Source organism: Phenylobacterium sp. (genome assembly GCF_016793285.1).
Taxonomy (GTDB): Bacteria; Pseudomonadota; Alphaproteobacteria; order Caulobacterales; family Caulobacteraceae; genus Phenylobacterium.
Map to the genome: position 1 here is coordinate 1 of NZ_JAEUMO010000250.1, position 18,218 is coordinate 18,218.

An 18,218-nucleotide genomic window follows, 5' to 3' on the forward strand; every position below is an offset into this window, starting at 1 on the left:
CATGCCGAGCTCACGGGCGTCGGCCTGCTTCAGGAAGGTGTAGATCTCCTCGATCAGCGCCGGCACCGAGGTCTTCTCGTGCATCGACTGGTCCGGCAGCGGGCCGAAGTCCGAGCGGAGCGCGGCGACCATCCAGCCCGAGAGGTAGATGTAGCGCTGCTTGGTCGTGCCGAAGTGCTTCTTGATCGAGATCAGCTTCTGCTGAGCGACGAAGCCGTGCCAGCAGCCCAGCGACTGGGTGTAGTTGGCCGGATCGGCGTCGTAGGCGGCCATGTCGGCGCGCATGATGCCGGCGGTGTACTTGGCGATCTCGAGGCCGGTCTTGAACCGGTTCTGCAGGCGCATGCGGGCCACGGATTCGGCGCTGATGCCGTCCCACGTGCCGGCCTTGCTCTTGATGAGCTGGCCCATCTCGATGATGTGATCTTGGTACGCCATGGCCCGGTATCCCCAGACAGAAATGAGAGTTGGCGGGCACGTACCGCGGGCGAGGGCGGCGGGCGAGGCGCCGCGGGGTGCAGGTGTAAAACTTTACAAGATTTCTAAGTAATGCTGTAAGGTCTTACATCTCAGGGCTTTAGGTTGATGGCCGCCGACCGCCGACTCTATGTGGGACCGAGCCTCCGGCGCCTGCGCCGCGACCGCGGGCTGACGCAGGCCGACATGGCGGCCGACCTGGAGATATCGCCGTCCTACGTGGCGCTGCTGGAGCGCAACCATCGGCCGCTGTCGGCCGAACTGCTGCTGCGTCTGGCGCAGACCTATAAGCTCGACATGTCGACGCTGGCGGGCGGCGGCGGGGCCGAGGAGACGGCGCGGCTGCAAGGCGTTCTGAAGGATCCGATGTTCGCCGACATCGACCTGCCCGGCCTGGAGGTCGCCGACTTGGCGGCCAATTTCCCGGGCGTGATGGAGGCGCTCCTGCGGCTCTACACGACCTACCAGGAGGAGCAGCTCGCGCTGGCCGACCGCCACAGCGCCGAGCCGCGCGACGACGACGCCTCCGATCCGGTGGCCGAGAGCCGCCGGTTCCTGGCGGCGCGGCGCAACAGCTTCCCGGCCCTGGACGACGCGGCAGAGCGGCTGTCGCAGGCGACGGGCGGCGCCGACGGACTGATCGCCTACCTCAAGTCGCGGCACGGCCTGCGGGTGCGCCGCCTGCCGCCGACGGTGATGGTGGGCTCGGTGCGTCGGCTCGACCACCACCGGCGCGAAGTCCTGCTGGCCGACGACCAGGACCACGCGAGCCAGAGCTTCCAGCTCGCCCTGCAACTGGCCTACCTGGAACTGGGCGGCGACGTGGATGCGCTGATGGCCGAGGGCAGCTTCTCGGAGAGCGCCGAGCGGCTGACGCGCCGGGCGCTGGCGAGCTACGCGGCCGCGGCGCTGCTGATGCCCTACACCGCCTTCGCCCGCGCCGCTGAGCAGCGGCGCTACGACGTCGAGGCCCTTGGCCGGCAGTTCGGGACCAGCTTCGAGCAGACGGCGCACCGGCTGACGACCCTGCAGAAGCCGGGCGACGAGCGGCTGCCGTTCTTCTTCATCCGCGTGGATGAGGCCGGCAACGTCTCCAAGCGCCTCGACGGCGCCGGCTTCCCGTTCGCCCGGCACGGCGGCGGCTGCCCGCTCTGGAACGTACACCAGGCCTTCCGCACGCCGCGCCAGATCGTGACCCAGTGGCTGGAGCTGCCGGACGGCCAGCGCTTCTTCTCCATCGCCCGCACGGTGACCGCCGGCGGCGGCGGGTTCGGCAAGGCCAAGGTCGAGCGGGCCATCGCGCTGGGGTGCGCCGCCGAGCACGCGCACCGGCTGGTCTATTCGCAGCCGCAGGCCCCCGTGGAAGCCACGCCGATCGGGGTCACCTGCCGCCTCTGCCACCGCACGGAATGCGTCGCCCGTTCCGCCCCGCCGATCGGCCGCCAGATCCTGCCGGACGACATCCGCCGCACGGGCGCCCCATTCGGGTTCTCCGATAGCTGACGTGGGCCGGGAAAACGCTGCGGCAGGCTTCAATTTACGTATGGGAACCCTTGGCTCCGCCCGGTATCCGGGGTCAAAAGACAGACCAATTCGGGGATGGCCCTTCCACATGCCTGCACGCGCCGCCGCGGCGAGATCCACGGACCGTTTCGAACGCAAGCGGGAGGCCATTCTGGACGCGGCGACGCGCATCCTGAACCGCAAGGGCATCAAGGGCCTGACGCTGGGCGACACCGCCGCGGCGGTCGACCTGTCCACCACCAGCGTCACCTACTATTTCCGGCGCAAGGACGACCTGGCGGCCGCCTGCATCACGCGCGGAATCGAGACGCTGACCGACATCGCCGACCAGGCCGTGCGCGCGGCGACGCCGCAGGAGCGGCTGCACGGCTTCGTCACCCGCTACCTCGACATCCTGAAGGCCACCGAGGCCGGCGCCGCGGCGCCGCTGCCGATCATCACGGAGCTGCGGGCGCTCACCTCGCCGCGCCGCGAGGAGGTGGCCAGCGCCTACGGCCGCCTGTTCCGCAAGGCGCGCCAGATCTTCGACCATCCCGACCTGGTGTGGATGTCGCGCGGCCGGCGCACGGCGCGCACGCGGGTGGTGCTGGAGCAGGTGTTCTGGGGCGGCGCCTGGCTCTCCAAGTACGATCCCGAGGACTATCCGCGCATCCGCGACCGGCTGATGGACATCTTCGTGAACGGCCTGGCCGTCGAGGGCGCGAACTGGGACCCCGCGCCGATCGACATGGACAAGCTCGCGGGCGCCGACGGCCCGGCGCGCGAGACCTTCCTGCTGGCGGCGACGCGGCTGATCAACCGGCGCGGCTACCGCGGCGCCTCGGTCGACAAGATTTCGGCCGAGCTCAACGTCACCAAGGGCAGCTTCTACCACCACAACGAGGCCAAGGACGACCTGGTGGTCACCTGCTTCGAGCGCAGCTTCGAGGTGATGACACGGGCCCAGCGGCTGGCGATGGAGCTTCCGGGCGACCAGTGGGACAAGGTCTCCGCCTGCGCCGCGGCGCTGGGCGAGTTCCAGCTCTCCGACCACGGACCGCTCCTGCGCACCAACGCGCTGACCGCGCTTCCGGAACAGATCCGCAAGGTCATGGTCGAGCATTCGAACCGGGTGTCGGACCGCTTCGCCTCGATGATCTCGGACGGCATCGCCGAGGGCTCGCTGCGGCCCGTCGATCCGTTCATCGCCTCGCAGATGCTGAACGCGACCCTGAACGCCTGCGCCGAACTGGGCTACCTGGTCCCCGACGTGCGCCCCAAGGCCGCCGCCGCCGTCTTCGTGAAGCCCCTCCTGATGGGCATCTTCAGGCACTGACGGCGCAGGCCGGCGGGCTCATGTCTTCAGGTTGGCCGGCGCCTCGCCGGAGCCAAGGCCCGGGCCGGCCTCGTCCGCCGCGGCGCCGACCGCGCGGGCTTCGAGGCGGGCCAGGTTCTCCATGTGGCGCTCGCGGTTGATCGTGTAGGTCGAGATCAGCGCGATGCCGACCGCGTAGAAGCCCACGATCATCGGGATGTAGGCGAGGCCCAGGTTGCGCAGCACGTCGGCCGGGACCTCGTTGCGCTCGGCCTTCTCGGGGAAGCCGATCAGGGTCAGCACCGTGGTGGCGACGAGGATGCCGCCGCTGGAGACGGCCTTGCGCAGCAGGTTGTTGGCCGAGAGCAGCAGGCCTTCCGAGCGGCGTCCGGTCTTGACCTCGGCGTCCTCGACCACGTCGGCGACCAGCGAGGCCAGCAGGATGGCGATGATCCCGGCCAGCGTGGCGTTCACGATCTCCTCGCCGTAGAGCAGCCAGATCAGTTCGCGCGTGCCGTTGGCGGGCGCGAGGTCGAGCAGGCGCAGCGACACCGGCGTGATGTGGACGGCGACGGCGGCGATGAAGGTGGCGACCGCGCCCCACTTCTTGCCCAGCCACCTGCTGACGCCCGGCGCCAGAAAGACCCCGATGAAGCCGCCGATGACGCTCATGGTCGCCAGGCCCGCTAGCTGCGGCTGGCTGAGCTGCCAGAAGTAGAGGCCGAAGTAGATCTCCAGCCCGTTGCGCGCGCCCACCCCCACCGCAACGAACATGCTGGCCAGCGCCATGGCGATGAACGAGCGGTTGTTCAGCGTGTGGAACATCTCCACCGCCATGCCCTTGACGGTGATCCGCCGGCGCGGCGCCTCGGCGAGGTAAGGGATGCGGTGGGCGGTGCCGAACACCGAGACGAGGATGGTCACGAAGATGACGATCGCGCCGGTCAGCGAATAGGCGAAGTAGCCGTCGCGGGCGAGGACGCCGCCCGTGCCGTCGGGCCGCGCCTTGAGGAATACCTGATAGGCCAGCACGGTCATGCCGAGACCGCCGGCGACCAGGAAGAAGTGGCGCAGCGCCATCAGGTTGGTGCGCTCGTCGTAGCCCTTGGCCAGCTCAGGGGCGAGCGCCTGGTGAGGGAGCTCGAAGAAGGTGTCGAAGAAGCGGACCGAGAAGATCAGCACCATCAGGTAGACGCCGAGCGCCTCGTTGCTCCACCCGAGCGGTGGATTCCACAGCAGGAAGAAGCAGACCGCATAGGGCAGGGCGGCGGCCAGCATGAACGGGTGGCGGCGGCCGAAGCGGGAGCGGACGTTGTCCGAGATCTGGCCCAGGATCGGGTCGAGGAACGCGTCGAGCAGCAGCGCGAGCGCCAGGATCGAACCCACCGTCGCCGGCGGCAGGCCCACGACCTGGTTGTAGAAGATGACCAGGAAGGTCGAGAGCGCCCTGAGCTTCAGGTTGGTGGCGGTCGAGCCGACGGCATAGGCCAGCTTGGTGGGGAACCCCAGGCGCGGCGCCTCGGCGGCGCGGGCCGCTGCGGTCATGCTCTCCTCCCATCGGACGGCCGGCGTTCAGTGCGCCTCTGGCCGGCGGACGGGAACGGTGCGGGCAGCCTCCCGCAGCGTCAACGCTTTTGATTTTTCGGTATGGACACATTGGGCCCGTCGCGGACCGAGCGGTCGCGTGCGCGCCGCCGCTCGATCTCCTCGGGCTCTTCCGCGTCGATGTCGCTGAGGTCGGCGTCGGCCGCTTCGTGCGCGCGAAGCAGTTCGTCCAGCTTGGCCTGAATGGCCTGGGTGTCGCGGTGCGCGGCGCGCTGGATGAACAGCGTCATCAGCCAGGCGCCCAGCGCCGCACCGCCATGCATGTCGAAGCTCTCGGCGTCGAAGGCGATCCAGGCGATCACGTAGCCGCCCAGCATCACGAAGGCGACCGGCCGGGCGGTGAGGACGCCGAGTGCGGTGAGCTGGCGGTGGATGGGCCTGGCGGCGGCGGTATCGGTCATCCGCGGCGAACGCGCCGCGGCGAGGCCCGTTCCGGCTCAGTCGCCGGTCACCATGATCACCTTGCCGACGTGGGCGCCGGCTTCCAGGTGGGCATGCGTGTCGGCGGCCTGCGCCAGCGGGAAGACCTTGTCCACTTGGACCTTGATCCTGCCCGCCGCGATCCAGGGCCAGACGATCCGCTCGACCTCGCCGGCCAGGCGCGCCTTCTCGTCGGCGCTCCGCGGGCGCAGCGTGGAGCCGGTGATCACCGCACGCTTCATCATGATCGCGAAGACCGGGATGTTGAGCTGGCCGCCGCCCAGGGCGGCGATGAACACGATCCGGCCGCCGGTCTTCAGGGCGTCGAGGTTCTTCGGCACGTAGTCGCCGCCCACCATGTCGAGCACTACGTCGACGCCGCCCTCGGCCTTGGCGACTTCGGCGAAGTCCTGGGTGGTCACGTCCACGGCGACGTCGGCGCCGAGGGCGAGCGCGGCGGCCGCCTTGTCGGCGCCGCGGCCGGTGGCGATCACCTTCGCGCCGGCGGCCTTGCCCATCTGGATGGCGGTGACGCCGATGCCGGAGGTCGCGCCGTGGATCATCAGCGTCTCGCCGGCCTTCAGGGCGCCGTGCTCGAAGACGTTGGCGAAGACGGTGAACACCGTCTCGGGCAGGCCGGCCGCCTCCTCGAAGCTCATGCCGTCGGGAATCGGCAGTGCGTGGCGCGCATCGACCACGGCGTACTCCGCATAGCCGCCGCCGCCCAGCAGCGCGCAGACCCTGTCGCCGACCTTCCAGCGGCCCGCCGCCCTGGCCACGACACCGGCGACCTCGAGGCCCATGGTGTCGGGCGCTCCGGGCGGCGGCGGATAGCCGCCCATGCGTTGCAGAAGGTCGGGCCTGTTCACGCCGGCGGCCTTCACCTGGATCAGGATCTGGCCGTCCCCCGGCCGCGGAATCGGGACCTGGACGGGCTTCAGCGCCGAGGCCGGGCCTTTCCCGCCTTCGACGGCGATCGCCATCATCGTCTCGGCTTCGACAGGACTGGTCATGGCGGATTCCCCGAAAACTTGCGCAAATCAGCGTCGAAAGGTCAGATAGCGGCGCACCACACGGGCGCAAGGCGCCCACGCCGGATTCGAGCTTCTCCGGCCTGGAGAGGCTGGCGGGACGCAAGGGAGGGTTCGATATGGAAGAACCTGCTGAAGCCCGGGTCGGCCGTGGCCAGCGTCTGTACGAGGCCTGCCGCGAGGACCTCGAACTGTTCGGCGTGGACGAGCTGGAAGAGCGGCTCGACATCCTGCGCGCCGAGCAGGCGCGGGTGCAGGCGCAGATCGACAAGAAGCGGTCGGGCCGCGCCGCCGCCGACGCCCTCTTCGCGCCCCGACCCAACTGACGCGGGCCAGCGGCCTAAGGTCGCCGCGGCGTTTTCGTTCAGTCCGTGGAAACCTCATTGGGTGTAGGGATCGCCGGATGCAGGACACCCGAGCCCCCGATTGGCGTGACGACGTCATCCAGGACTTCGCCCGCTCCGAGCTGTTCGAGCGGACATTCCAGGAGGGCATGGAGCTGGTCGAAGAGACCGCCGCCTACCTGGACGGAGAGGGTCGCCAGGAGTCGAAGCTGCTTTCCCGCAACGCGGCCCTGGCCTACGCCGCCGAGAGCATGCGGCTTACGACGCGCCTCATGCAACTGGCGTCATGGCTCCTCGTGCAACGCGCCGTGCGCGAAGGCGACATGAAGCCGGCCGCCGCCTGCGAGGCGCGCTATCGCCTCAACGCCGACGAGACCGCGCGCAATCCCGACGCCGAAGCCTCGCGCGGCGACCTCCCCCGCGGCCTGACCGCCCTGGCCGACCGCGCCTGGCGCCTCTACGAGCGCGTGCGCCACCTTGACCGGCGCATGTACGTGGACAGCGAAACCGCCGAGCCGACCAACCCGGTGCTCAGCCACCTCGACCGCCTGAAGAGTGCGTTCGGGGGATAGGCGGCGCCAGCGGCGTCATTCAATGAACCGCGGTTCCAATGAAACGAGCTTCCGCCGCGCGGAGCTCGAATGGAAAACGCCGCGAAGGTTGCCCCTCGCGGCGTCCATGTTCTGGATCCCGGCCTCGCCGGGATGAGTCCGCTAATGCCGGCTCACTTGCGCGTGAAGGCGCCGAACTTGGCGTTGAAGCGCGAGACGCGACCGCCACGGTCCAGCATCTGGTGACCGCCGCCGGTCCACGCCGGGTGGGTCTTCGGGTCGATGTCCAGGTTGAGCGTGTCGCCTTCCTTCCCGTAGGTGGAACGCGTCTTGTAGGTCGTGCCGTCCGTCATGACGACGGTGATGAAGTGGTAGTCGGGGTGGATGTCTTGTTTCATCGAACGGACGCCTGACGTAAGGGTGCGGGCCGGCCCGGTCAGGGCGGCGAAAAAGGAAGCCGCGCGTATAGAGAACCGCGGCGTGAAAAGCAAGGTGCGCCTTGTCGAGGGTGTTCGGGGATGAGTGAGTCGGGGCCCCAAGCCGGCATCGAGAGCGCCTCCGTCGAGGGGCGGCCCAGCGCCGGCCAGGCGCTCGCCCAGTCGGTGGCGGACGCCAAGGCCAAGCGCGGCCGCAGCCGAAACGTGGGCGCGCTGCGCCGGCTGGGGCCGTTCCTGGCGGCCCACTGGGGCCGGGCGGGCGCGGCGCTGTTCTTCCTCCTCCTGTCGTCGAGCGCGACGCTGGCGATCTCATGGGCGGTGCGCCAGGTGGTCGACCACCTGACGGCCAAGGGCCTGGACCCGGCGAGCGTGGACCAGCGGTTCCTGCTGGTTGGCGCGGTGGCCGCGACGCTGGCGATCGCCACGGCGCTCAGGTTCTACTTCGTGACGTCGACGGGCGAACGGGTGGTCGCCGACCTCCGCAAGGCCGTCTATCGCCATATCCTGACGCTCGACCCGTCGTTCTTCCTCGGCACGCGAACCGGCGAGGTGCTGTCGCGGCTGACCACTGACGTGGCCATCGTCGAGAATCTGCTGGCGACCTCGGTCTCGGTGGCGCTGCGCAACACGCTGATCCTGGTCGGCGCGCTGATCTGGCTGGTGTTCGTGAGCCCGAAGCTGACGGGCCTGGTGCTGCTGACCTTCCCGTTCGTGATCGCGCCGCTGTTCATCTTCGGCCGGCGCGTCCGCAGGCTGACCACCAACGCCCAGGATCGGTTCGCCGACGCCGTGGGCTCGGCCGGCGAGAGCCTGGACGCGCTGGAGACCGTGCAGGCGTTCGGGCGCGAGGATGCCGCGGCCGACCGGTTCGGCGGGGCCGTGGAGAACGCCTTCCAGGCGCAGATGCGGCGCATCACCACCCGCGCCATGATGACCGCCGCAGTGATCGTGCTGGTGTTCGGCGGGGTGGTGGGCGTCTTCTGGCTGGGCGTGCATGCGGGCCTCCGCGGCGAGATAAGCTGGGGCGCGCTCTTCCAGTTCGCCTTCCTGTCGGTGATGGCGGCGAGCTCGGTGGGCGCGCTGGGCGAGACCTGGGGCGAGGTGCAGAAGGCGGCCGGCGCCATGGACCGCATCGGCGAACTCCTGGACGCCCGGCCGGGGGTCGCGCCGCCCGCGGACCCGATCGCGCTGCCGCGACCGCCGCGGGGCGAGCTGGCGTTCGAAGGGGTGACTTTCGCCTATCCGGGCCGCCCCGACCTGCCGGCGCTGAAGGCCTTCTCGCTCGCCGTGCGGCCGGGCGAGCGCGTGGCGCTGGTCGGCCCGTCGGGCTCGGGCAAGAGCACGGTCTTCCGCCTCCTGCTGCGCTTCTACGACCCGCAGGCCGGGCGCGTGATGGTCGACGGGGTGAACCTCACCGACGCCGACCCGCGCGACGTGCGGGCCCGCATGGCCCTGGTGGCGCAGGAGAGCCCGCTGTTCTCGGGCACGGCGGCGGAGAACGTGCGGTTCGGCCGCGGCGGGGCCAGCGACCTCGAGGTGGCCGGCGCGATCAGGGCGGCGCAGGCCGAAGGCTTCCTCAGCGCCCTGCCGGACGGAACGGCGACCCAGGTCGGCGACCGGGCGCGCGCCCTCTCGGGCGGCCAGCGGCAGCGGCTGGCGATCGCCCGGGCCCTGATCCGCGAGGCGCCGATCCTGCTGCTCGACGAGGCCACCAGCGCGCTCGACGCCGAAAACGAACACCTGGTGCAGCGCGCGCTGGACGAGGCGATGAAGGGCCACACCACCCTGGTGATCGCCCACCGCCTGGCCACCGTGCTGAAGGCCGACCGCATCGTCGTCATGGATGAGGGCCGCGTCGTCGAGGAAGGCACGCACCACGAGCTGGTCGCCAGGAACGGCCTCTACGCGCGGCTGGCGGCCCTGCAGTTCGAGGCGGCGTGACCCACAACCACCCTACGTTTGTCATCCCGGCTTCGCCGCAGGGACGACCGGAGCCACTTGTCGCCAATGTCGGGCGGATCGGCGGCTAAGCGTCCCTCGCCGCCACGGCCAGGCCCGGGAAGTCCGAGAACACGCCGTCGACGCCGCTTGCGTAGAGGGCCTTGAACACCGCTTCGACGTCGCCGTGGTCGGCGGGGTTGGCGCCTCTGCGCAGCTTCGGTGGCAGGAAGACGTTCTCCGCGCGGACGGTCCAGGGGTGGACCTGCAGGCCGGCGGCGTGGGCGTCCCTCACCAGCGCGGTGGGGGCCCCGAGGCCGCCGTCGAGCGGGGGGATCACCAGCGGCCACTCGGGGCCCAGGCCCTCGGCGAACGCCGCGATGGCCTTGACGCCGGCGGCGCTCTTCACGTCCACCGGCGCCGGACCCTGGCTGACCAGCATGACGCGACGCGCACGGCCGCCGAGCCGGCCGAACGTCTTCAGCGGCTCGACCTCGAAGCACTGGACGAAGACCGGCGCGGTTCTGGTGTTGAGGCCGTTCTTCCTGAGCGCGTCGAGCACGCGGCCCTCCAGCGGCAGGCCGAGGCCCGCGAAATAGGCCGGATGCTTCATCTCGGGATAGACGCCGATCTGGCGGCCCACGCGCTTGCTGTCGGCCTTCGCCAGGTCGATGACCTCCTGGAAGGTCGGGATGGCGTAGAGGCCGTCGAACCTCGCGCTCCCGGGGCGCAGGCCGGGCAGGCGTTCCCGGGCGCGCAGCGTCTTCAGCTCGGCCAGCGTGAAGTCCTCGGTGAACCAGCCGCTGACCTTCTCGCCGTCGATCGTCTTCTCGGCCTTGCGGCTCGCGAACTCCGGCCGGCTGGCGACGTCGGTCGTGCCTGCGATCTCGTTCTCGTGGCGCACGACGAGGTGGCCGTCCTTCGTAGAGACGAGATCGGGCTCGATGAAGTCCGCGCCCTCGTCGATGGCCAGGGTGTAGCCCATCAGCGTGTGCTCGGGCCGCTCGCCGCTCGCGCCCCGGTGGGCGATGACGAGGGGGCGGACCGGCGTCCTCGCAGCGGCGGGCACGACGGCCGAGGCGGCGATGGCGGAGGCGGCGAGGGTGCGGCGGGTGATCATGCCGCCGAGCTTAGCCCTATTTCGCGGCCGTCAGGCGACCGAGCAGTTGCGGGTGGAGCTCGAGGTTGCCCGCGACGATCGAGCCCGAGGTCAGGACCTCGTCGCCGCCCTCGGCGTCGGTGACCTTGCCGCCCGCTTCGGTGACCAGCAGCGTGCCGGCCGCCAGGTCCCAGGCGTTCAGGTCGCGCTCCCAGTAGCCGTCGAAGCGCCCTGCGGCGACCCATGCGAGGTCGAGGGCGGCCGAGCCGAAGCGGCGGACGCCCGCCACCCGCTGGCTGATCTGGTGCAGCTCCTTCAGGAACTTCGCGTGCTGGCCGTGGCCCAGGAACGGGATGCCGGTGGCGAACACCGCCTCGTCCATGTTGCGGCGGGCGGCGACGCGCAGGCGGTGCTCGTTGACGAAGCAGCCCTTGCCCTTCTCGGCCCAGAACATCTCGTGAGTGATCGGGTTGTAGGTGACCGCGGCGACGATGCCCGCCCCGTCACGCTCCAGCGCGATGTTGATCGCGAAGTGCGGGATGGCGTGCAGGAAGTTGGTGGTCCCGTCCAGCGGGTCGACGATCCAGCGGTGGGACTTGTCGGTGCCCTCGACCAGGCCGCGCTCCTCGCCCCAGAAGCCGTAGCCGGGGCGCGCCTTGGTGAGCGCCTCGAACAGCACCTGCTCGGCCTTGAGGTCGGCCGCCGAGACGAAGTCGGCCGGCGCCTTCTTGGCCACCTGCAGCTCGGCGAGTTCACCGAAGTCGCGGTTCAGCCCGCGCGCCGCCTTTCGGGCAGCGTCGCTCATCACCTTCAGGAGGGCGGATTGGGTGCTCACGTTGGGAAAGATCTCGGCAGGCGGACGGAGGGCGCGATACCTAGTCTCCGGGGCGGACCAAGGCAAGGAGCGGACGATGACCCAACGCGTGGCGAGGTGCTTCTGCGGCGACTATTCGGTGACGCTGGAGGGCGATCCGATGCTGGTGTCGAGTTGCTGCTGCACCCGCTGCCAGCGCCGCACGGGGAGCTTCTTCGGCGTGACCGCCTACTTCAGGCCCGGCCAGATGGTCGCACAGAGCGGCGCGGAGAAGGCCTTCCGGCTCGACGACGCGACGACGCGGTTCCGCCAGTGCGCGCGGTGCGGGACCCCGGTCTGGTACGCCCCCGACGACGAGAGCTGGGGCGGGGACATCCTGGGCGTCAGCGGCGGCTGCTTCGCCGATCACACGTTGCCGGGGCCTCACCGCATGACCCACGCCGCCACCGGCCACCCGTTCGTGACTTCGCCGAAGGGCGTGCCGGTCTACCCGGACGGGCCGCCGGAGTAGCGGGCCGCCGAGTCCCACAACGGTGGATCAGCGTTCGGCCGCGCCCGCCAGCATCTCGGCGTTGAAGGCCTTCACGGCGGCGGCGGGGCCGTCGGCATAGGCCCAGACGCCGGCGCTGACGGCGAGGAAGTCGGCGCCGGCCCTGGCGAGGCCGCGGGCGGTCTCGACGGTGATGCCGCCGATGGCGACGCAGGGAACGACCATGTCGGCCTGCCAGCCCGTCAGCAGTTCGGGGTCGGCCCGTGTGGACGCATCCTTCGTGGTGGTCGGAAAGAAAGCCCCGAACGCCACATAGTCCGCGCCCTCCTCGGCCGCTTCCATGGCCAGGTGCAAGCTGTCGTGGCAGGTGACGCCGACCATGCGGTCCGGGCCCATGAGCCGGCGCGCCTCCTTGAGCGGCATGTCCTCCTGGCCGACGTGGACGCCGTCGCAGCCGAGCTTCGCGGCCAGGTCGGGGCGGTCGTTCAGGATCACCGCGACGCCGCGGGCCTGCGCGATGGGCGACAGCGCATCGACGGCGGCGGCGATCACCTCGTCGGACGCATCCTTGAGGCGGATCTGCAGGGCGGCCACGTCGCCGGCGTCCAGCGCGTGGGCCAGCGTGCGGCCGAAGGCGGCCAGGTCGTCCAGGCGCGGCGGGGTGATCAGGTAGAGGCGGCAGAGCGGTTCGGCCATCCGGGCCTTGGAGCCTATCTGAGGAGCAGCCGCAACCCGTAGGCGATGGCCGCGCACGAGAGCGCTCCGGAGAGCGAAAGCCCGGCGAACCAGGCGAGCCGCTTCCAGAGGGGCGGCAGCGGCGCCCCGGCCTCCGGGGGACGCTCAATGATATCCCGCATCGCTCCCGACCTTGCCGCGGAACAGCCAGTAGACCCAGATCGTGTAGCCGAGGATCATCGGCAGCAGGATCGCCACGCCGCTCAGCAGCAGCGCGAGCGCGTTGTCGGCGTTGGCGGCGTCGCGGAAGCTGAGGTCGTAGGGGACGATGTTCGGGAAGAAGCTGGCCGCGAGGCCGGCGTAGCCGGACAGGAAGACGATCCAGGCGCCCACGAACGGTCCGGCGTGGTGGCGCTCGGGCCTGCGCAGCGTCCAGGCGGCGACCAGCAGGCCGGCCAGGCCCACCAGGGGAATCGGCAGCAGCGGCGCGAAGGTCGCCATGTCGAAACCGTCCCCGTGGAAGCCCCAGCGCCCGGCGATCCGCGGATGGACGAAGAGGGTCGCGAGGCTGACGACGGCCAGGAGGGCGGCGGTGGCCGCCGCGGAGACCCAGGCCCAGCGCCGCGCCTGGCTGTGCAGTTCAGTGTCGGTCCGCCAGACGAGCCACGTCGCGCCCAGGAGCGCGTAGCCGGCCACCAGGCCGACGGCCACGAGGGCGCTGTAGGGCGTCGCCCAGTCGAAGGGGCCGCCGCCGAACGCGCGGCCGTCGAGCTTGATTCCCTGGATGAAGCCGCCGAGCACGAAGCCCTGGGCCAGCGTGGCCGCCAGCGAGGAGCCCGCGAAGGCCGCGGTCCAGAAGGCCTTGCCGCGGGCGCGGGCCCGGTGGCGGAACTCGAAGGCGCAGCCGCGCAGGATCAGGGCCAGCAGCATGACGATGATCGGCAGGTAGAGCGCCGGCATGAGCACCGCGTAGGCGAACGGGAAGGCCGCGAAGAGCCCGCCGCCGCCCAGCACCAGCCAGGTCTCGTTGCCGTCCCAGATCGGCGCGACCGTATCCATCATGATGTCGCGCTCTCTGTCCGTCTTCGCGAACGGGAACAGGATGCCGATGCCGAGGTCGAAGCCGTCGAGCAGCACGTACATCAGGACGGCGAGCGCGATGACGCCGGCCGCGATGAAGGGCAGGTCGAGGCTCATTGGCCGGCCTCGCGGGGCGCGGCGGCCATGGCGGCGCCGGGCGGGCGGTTCGGATCGTGCGGCGCCTCGGCGATGCGCTCGGGCCCCTGCGCGATCAGGCGCAGGATGTAGAGGACGCCGATGGTGAAGATCACCGCGTAGACGATCATGAAGCCGAGCAGCGACGCCGAGACCTGGCCCGCGCCCACGGGCGACACGGCGTCGGCGGTGCGCAGGACGCCGTAGATCACGTAGGGCTGGCGGCCCACTTCGGCGACGATCCAGCCGCAGATCACGGCCACGAAGCCCGCCGGCCCCATGGCCACGGCGGCGCGCAGGAACCAGCGGCTGGTCTCGGGTCCCGTCGTCCGCCACATCAGCCATGCGCCCCAGGCGCCGAGCCCGATCATCAGCACGCCCAGGCCCACCATGATCCGGAAGGCCCAGAAGACGATGAAGACCGGCGGGCGGTCGGACGGCGCGAAGGCCTTCAGGCCCTTCACCTCGGCCTGGGTCGAGCCGGCGCTGATGAAGCTGCCCATCTTCGGGATGGACAGCGCGAAGAGGTTCTTCTCGGCCGCGCGGTCGGGCCAGGCGACCACGTGGAAGGGCTGCTCCGTGCGCGTCTCCCAGAAGGCCTCGATGGCGGCGAGCTTCGCCGGCTGGAGCCGCTCGACGTCCTTGCCGGACAGGTCGCCCACGAAGAGCTGCAGCGGCGCCACGATCGCGAACATCCCGATCGCCATTCGCAGCGCCAGGCACGACTCGTCCTCGCGTCCCCTGCGCAGCAGCCGCCAGGCGGAGGCCGCGCCGACCACCAGCGCGGTCGTCAGGTAGGCCGCCATCACCATGTGGGCGAAGCGCTCGGGGAAGGTGGGCGAGAAGATCACCTGCATCCAGTCGACGGCGCGCAGCGTGCCGTCGGGAAGCTGGGTGAAGCCGGTTGGATGCTGCATCCAGCTATTAGCTGAAATGATCCAGAAAGCCGACATAAGGGTGCCGAGGGCGACCAGGACGGTGGCGGTCAGGTGCAGGCCGGGCCCGACCTTCTTCCAGCCGAACAGCATCACGCCCAGGAACGAGGCCTCGAGGAAGAAGGCGGCCAGCACCTCGAAGGCCAGCAGCGGCCCGATCACCGGCGCGGCGACGGCGGAGAAGGTGCTCCAGTTGGTGCCGAGCTGGTAGCTGAGCACCACGCCCGAGACGACGCCCATCCCGAACGAGATCGCGAAGATCTTCACCCAGAAGAGGTAGAGCGTCCTGAACGCGTCGCGTTTCGTGACCAGCCACAGGCCTTCGAGCACGGCGAGGTAGCTGGCCAGCCCGATCGTGAAGCTCGGGAAGATGATGTGGAACGCGATCGTGAACGCGAACTGCAGCCGCGACAGGATGAGCGCGTCGAGGTCCATGATGCGTCCCCCCGGACGCCGCTCCCGTGCGGCGCCCCTGCATCGGTCGGTCTAGCACCAACGCCGCGGGTTGGCACTCACGCGCCGCCGCTTGCGAGGGCTTTGCGGGCCCTAATGCGCCGCGGGGGTGTTCTCGGAGATGGCTTCCAGGGTCTTGCCGACGGCCTTGGCGCCATAGTCGACGGCCACGTCGCCCAGCGACAGGATGCCCGCCATCCTGCCCTGCTCGTCGAGCACGACGAGGCGGCGGATCTGCTTCGAGGCCATCTTGCCGGTGGCGTCGGCGACGTTGTCGTCCTCGCGGCAGGTCTCGACGCCCTCGGTCATCACCTCGGCGGCGGGCGTATCCAGGCTGCCGCCCTCGGCCACGACGCGGATGACGATGTCGCGGTCGGTGATCAGGCCGACCACCTTGCCGTCGTCGACGACCGGCACTGCGCCGCTCTCGACCTTCACCATGGTCTGGGCCACTTCGCGGATGGTGGTGCGCGGACTGGCGGTGGCGACCTGGGCGGTCATGACTTCACGGACGTTCATCGGAGCCTCCTTGCGGCGTGTCGGCCGACAAAACCCCGATGCGGCGACACCGTTCCCGACAAGGCGCCCTCCGAGGGCGCGGCTACTGGGCGACGCTCATGCTCGGCGCGTCCATCGACGGCGGCGGACTTCGCGGCGCAAGCAGGATCGCGGCGATCGCGGCGGCGACGATCAGGCTGAGCCTGGAGACTTCCTGTTTCGCTCCCATGCGGGAAGCGTGGCCGACACAGGACTAAGGAGCGGTTACGGACCTGTGGCCTAAAGGACACAGGCGGTGAGGCCTTCGCGGCGCACAGCCCTGGCGTTGCGGTTGATGCTGCCGGCGCGGCGCTTCATGTAGGGGCCGGGCTTGGCGGCCTTCCACGACAGCGGCTTCGGCACGATGGCGGCGAGGCGGGCCGCCTGCTGGACGGTGAGCCTGCTGGCCGGCACGTGGAAGTTCTTCTGCGCGGCCATCTCGGCGCCGTAGACCCCCGGGCCCCATTCGATGGAGTTCAGGTAGACCTCCATGATCCGCTCCTTGCCCCAGCCGATCTCGATGAGGACGGTGAACCAGGTCTCCAGGCCCTTGCGGACCCAGTCGCGGCCCGGCCACAGGAACACGTTCTTGGCGGTCTGCTGGCTGATGGTGGAGCCGCCCCGCAGCTTCTTGCCCGCGGCGTTGGCGGCCATGGCCTTCTCGATGGCCTCGAGGTCGAAGCCCCGGTGGTCGCAGAAGCGTGCGTCTTCGGCGGCGATGACGGCGCGGACCAGGTTGGGGGAGATCCGGCGCATCGGGACCCACCTGCGCTCGAGGCCGTGGCCCTCGAACACCCGCTGCACCATCAGGAAGGTGATCGGCGGCGGCACGAAGCGGTAGACGGCCACCACGATGACGGGGCCGATGACGAAGATCATGAGGCCGGCGGCGATCGCCGCCCTCACGACGCCCCAGAACCCGCCGCGCGCCTTCGCCCCCTGCCTCGCCCCCGCCTTCGCCACTTCGCTTGCCCTGCCCTAGGGTGTGGATGCTAGTCGCGAGTCTGCCAGAGTCGGTCCAGGTCACGCTACGGGGGAGCGAAGATGCAGGTTTCTGAAGCGATCGAGCGGCGGGTGTCGATCCGCGCCTTCAGGCCCGACCCGGTGCCCGGCGCGTTGGTGGCGGAGATCCTGGAGCGCGCCGCACGCGCGCCGTCGGGCGGCAACCTGCAGCCGTGGCGGATCTATGCGGTGAGCGGCGTCCCGCTGGCCGAGTTCAAGGCGCTCGTCGCGGCGAACCCGTTCGGCGAAACGCCCGAGTACGACGTTTATCCGCCGAACCTCTGGGACCCCTTCCGCACGCGGCGGTTCCAGAACGGCGAGGACCTCTACGCCTCCATCGGCATCCCGCGGGAGGACAAGCCCGCGCGCCTGCGCCAGTTGGCCAAGAACGGCGAGTTCTTCGGCGCGCCGGTGGGCGTCTTCTTCTGCCTGGACCGCAAGCTGGGTCCGCCGCAGTGGGCCGACCTCGGCATGTACATGCAGAACGTGATGCTGCTGGCGCTGGAGCGCGGGCTCGACACCTGCCCGCAGGAATACTGGGCGCGCTATCCGCAGACCGTGGCGAAGTTCCTGGGAATGCCCGAGGACCACATGGTCTTCTCCGGCATGGCGCTCGGCTACCGCGACGAGGCGCATCCGATCAACACGCTGCGCGCCAGCCGCGACGCGATGGACGTGTGGTGCGAGCTGAGGGGCTTCGAATGACCCTGCCTCGCCAAGGTGTCGCGGGGCTGCTGCTCGCCGCCGCGGTGGCCGCGGGGGCCAGCTACGTCGCCTCCTGGTTCCTGCCGCTGCCGCAGGCGGCCTCCATCGCCTGGAAGGGCGCCGGGGTCGGGCTCCTGGCGCTCTACGCGGCGTCGCGGGCGAAGGGACCCGACGGCTGGCTGCTGGCGGTCGTGATGGCCTTCGGGGCCCTGGGCGACGTGCTGCTGGAGACGCACGGGCTGGTGACGGGGGCGCTGGCGTTCCTGGCCGGGCACCTGACCGCGATCGGGCTCTACCTGAGGAACCGCCGCCGTCTCGGCGCGGCGGACTGGACGGTCGCCGGCGTGCTCTTCGTGGCGATCCCGGCGATCGCCTACCTGCTGCCGCCCGAGCGTGCGGGCGCGGGGCTGATCGCGCTCTACGCGGCGGGGCTCTCGGCGATGACGGCGGCGGCCTGGCTGTCGCGCTTCCCGCGGACCCTGACGGCGGCGGGGGCGATCATGTTCGCGGTGTCCGACCTCCTGATCTTCGCCCGCACGGGGCGGCCGGCGCTCGACATCCTGCCGATGGGGCTCGCGGTCTGGGGCCTCTACTTCGGCGGCCAGACGCTGATCGCGCTGGGCGTGTCGCGCACGCTCGGCGGCGGCAGGACTTCGTAAACCACGCCTCTCA

Annotated in this window: 20 protein-coding genes and 1 pseudogene; 8 read left to right on the forward strand and 13 right to left on the reverse strand. The window is 70.5% G+C overall.

Features of this window, described 5'->3' with window-relative positions; all coding sequences use genetic code 11:
- Positions 1–438 (reverse strand): annotated as a pseudogene (locus tag JNL41_RS21280) (hypothetical protein); the annotation flags it as partial.
- A 147-nt stretch (positions 439–585) separates the two neighbouring features.
- Here JNL41_RS21280 and JNL41_RS21285 point away from each other — a divergent pair.
- Positions 586–1,980: a helix-turn-helix transcriptional regulator gene (locus JNL41_RS21285; protein ID WP_293478210.1), complete on the forward strand. Its 1,395-nt coding sequence runs from the start codon at positions 586–588 to the stop codon at positions 1,978–1,980.
- A 109-nt stretch (positions 1,981–2,089) separates the two neighbouring features.
- Positions 2,090–3,316: a TetR/AcrR family transcriptional regulator gene (locus JNL41_RS21290; RefSeq protein ID WP_293478212.1), complete on the forward strand. Its 1,227-nt coding sequence runs from the start codon at positions 2,090–2,092 to the stop codon at positions 3,314–3,316.
- Between the two features lie 18 nt (positions 3,317–3,334).
- Here JNL41_RS21290 and JNL41_RS21295 read toward each other — a convergent pair whose 3' ends face one another.
- From JNL41_RS21295 to JNL41_RS21305, 3 genes are all read right to left on the reverse strand, one after another.
- Positions 3,335–4,840: an MFS transporter gene (locus JNL41_RS21295; RefSeq protein ID WP_293478214.1), complete on the reverse strand. Its 1,506-nt coding sequence runs from the start codon at positions 4,838–4,840 to the stop codon at positions 3,335–3,337.
- Between the two features lie 80 nt (positions 4,841–4,920).
- On the reverse strand, positions 4,921–5,301 hold the full coding sequence (locus JNL41_RS21300; RefSeq protein ID WP_293478216.1) for a low affinity iron permease family protein: 381 nt from the start codon (positions 5,299–5,301) through the stop codon (positions 4,921–4,923).
- 36 nt (positions 5,302–5,337) lie between these two features.
- Complete coding sequence (locus JNL41_RS21305) at positions 5,338–6,333, reverse strand: NAD(P)H-quinone oxidoreductase (protein ID WP_293478218.1); 996 nt, start codon at positions 6,331–6,333, stop codon at positions 5,338–5,340.
- 137 nt (positions 6,334–6,470) lie between these two features.
- On the opposite strand from JNL41_RS21305, the gene JNL41_RS21310 reads away from it, so the two are divergent.
- Positions 6,471–6,677, forward strand: a complete 207-nt coding sequence (locus tag JNL41_RS21310; RefSeq protein WP_293478220.1) for a DUF1192 domain-containing protein — start codon at positions 6,471–6,473, stop codon at positions 6,675–6,677.
- 77 nt (positions 6,678–6,754) lie between these two features.
- Entirely contained in the window at positions 6,755–7,267 is a 513-nt protein-coding gene (locus JNL41_RS21315; protein ID WP_293478222.1) for a DUF1465 family protein, read from the forward strand.
- A gap of 152 nt (positions 7,268–7,419) precedes the next feature.
- Here JNL41_RS21315 and rpmE read toward each other — a convergent pair whose 3' ends face one another.
- Entirely contained in the window at positions 7,420–7,644 is a 225-nt protein-coding gene (rpmE, locus tag JNL41_RS21320; protein ID WP_293364318.1) for a 50S ribosomal protein L31, read from the reverse strand.
- Between the two features lie 120 nt (positions 7,645–7,764).
- On the opposite strand from rpmE, the gene JNL41_RS21325 reads away from it, so the two are divergent.
- Positions 7,765–9,624: an ABC transporter transmembrane domain-containing protein gene (locus JNL41_RS21325; protein ID WP_293478224.1), complete on the forward strand. Its 1,860-nt coding sequence runs from the start codon at positions 7,765–7,767 to the stop codon at positions 9,622–9,624.
- A gap of 85 nt (positions 9,625–9,709) precedes the next feature.
- Here the strand turns inward: JNL41_RS21325 and JNL41_RS21330 are convergent, their stop codons facing one another.
- Together JNL41_RS21330 and JNL41_RS21335 are read right to left on the reverse strand one after the other, a co-directional pair.
- A complete protein-coding gene (locus JNL41_RS21330) occupies positions 9,710–10,741 on the reverse strand; it encodes a glycerophosphodiester phosphodiesterase (RefSeq protein WP_293478226.1) in 1,032 nt (343 codons plus the stop codon).
- A 16-nt stretch (positions 10,742–10,757) separates the two neighbouring features.
- The gene (locus tag JNL41_RS21335) at positions 10,758–11,555 is read right to left on the reverse strand and encodes an inositol monophosphatase family protein (RefSeq protein WP_293478228.1); all 798 of its coding nucleotides are present in this window, start codon (positions 11,553–11,555) and stop codon (positions 10,758–10,760) included.
- 76 nt (positions 11,556–11,631) lie between these two features.
- On the opposite strand from JNL41_RS21335, the gene JNL41_RS21340 reads away from it, so the two are divergent.
- The gene (locus JNL41_RS21340; RefSeq protein WP_293478230.1) at positions 11,632–12,045 is read left to right on the forward strand and encodes a GFA family protein; all 414 of its coding nucleotides are present in this window, start codon (positions 11,632–11,634) and stop codon (positions 12,043–12,045) included.
- 27 nt (positions 12,046–12,072) lie between these two features.
- Here the strand turns inward: JNL41_RS21340 and thiE are convergent, their stop codons facing one another.
- From thiE to mtgA, 6 genes are all read right to left on the reverse strand, one after another.
- Positions 12,073–12,720 (reverse strand): thiamine phosphate synthase, encoded by a 648-nt coding sequence (gene thiE, locus JNL41_RS21345; protein ID WP_293478232.1) that lies wholly within the window; start codon positions 12,718–12,720, stop codon positions 12,073–12,075.
- Positions 12,721–12,864: 144 nt separating this feature from the next.
- On the reverse strand, positions 12,865–13,896 hold the full coding sequence (gene cydB / locus JNL41_RS21350; protein WP_293478234.1) for a cytochrome d ubiquinol oxidase subunit II: 1,032 nt from the start codon (positions 13,894–13,896) through the stop codon (positions 12,865–12,867).
- Positions 13,893–15,284, reverse strand: a complete 1,392-nt coding sequence (locus JNL41_RS21355) for a cytochrome ubiquinol oxidase subunit I (protein ID WP_293478236.1) — start codon at positions 15,282–15,284, stop codon at positions 13,893–13,895. The genes cydB and JNL41_RS21355 overlap by 4 nt, the downstream gene beginning before the upstream one ends.
- Positions 15,285–15,395: 111 nt before the next feature.
- Positions 15,396–15,821 (reverse strand): CBS domain-containing protein, encoded by a 426-nt coding sequence (locus JNL41_RS21360; protein ID WP_293478238.1) that lies wholly within the window; start codon positions 15,819–15,821, stop codon positions 15,396–15,398.
- 82 nt (positions 15,822–15,903) lie between these two features.
- Complete coding sequence (locus JNL41_RS21365) at positions 15,904–16,029, reverse strand: hypothetical protein (protein ID WP_293478240.1); 126 nt, start codon at positions 16,027–16,029, stop codon at positions 15,904–15,906.
- Between the two features lie 50 nt (positions 16,030–16,079).
- Positions 16,080–16,802: a monofunctional biosynthetic peptidoglycan transglycosylase gene (gene mtgA, locus JNL41_RS21370; protein WP_293478242.1), complete on the reverse strand. Its 723-nt coding sequence runs from the start codon at positions 16,800–16,802 to the stop codon at positions 16,080–16,082.
- An 81-nt stretch (positions 16,803–16,883) separates the two neighbouring features.
- On the opposite strand from mtgA, the gene JNL41_RS21375 reads away from it, so the two are divergent.
- Entirely contained in the window at positions 16,884–17,546 is a 663-nt protein-coding gene (locus JNL41_RS21375) for a nitroreductase (RefSeq protein WP_293478244.1), read from the forward strand.
- Positions 17,543–18,205 carry a lysoplasmalogenase family protein gene (locus JNL41_RS21380; RefSeq protein ID WP_293478246.1) on the forward strand — a complete coding sequence of 221 codons (663 nt, stop codon included), beginning with the start codon at positions 17,543–17,545 and terminating at the stop codon, positions 18,203–18,205. Before JNL41_RS21375 ends, JNL41_RS21380 begins: the two co-directional genes overlap by 4 nt.
- Positions 18,206–18,218: the final 13 nt, after the last annotated feature.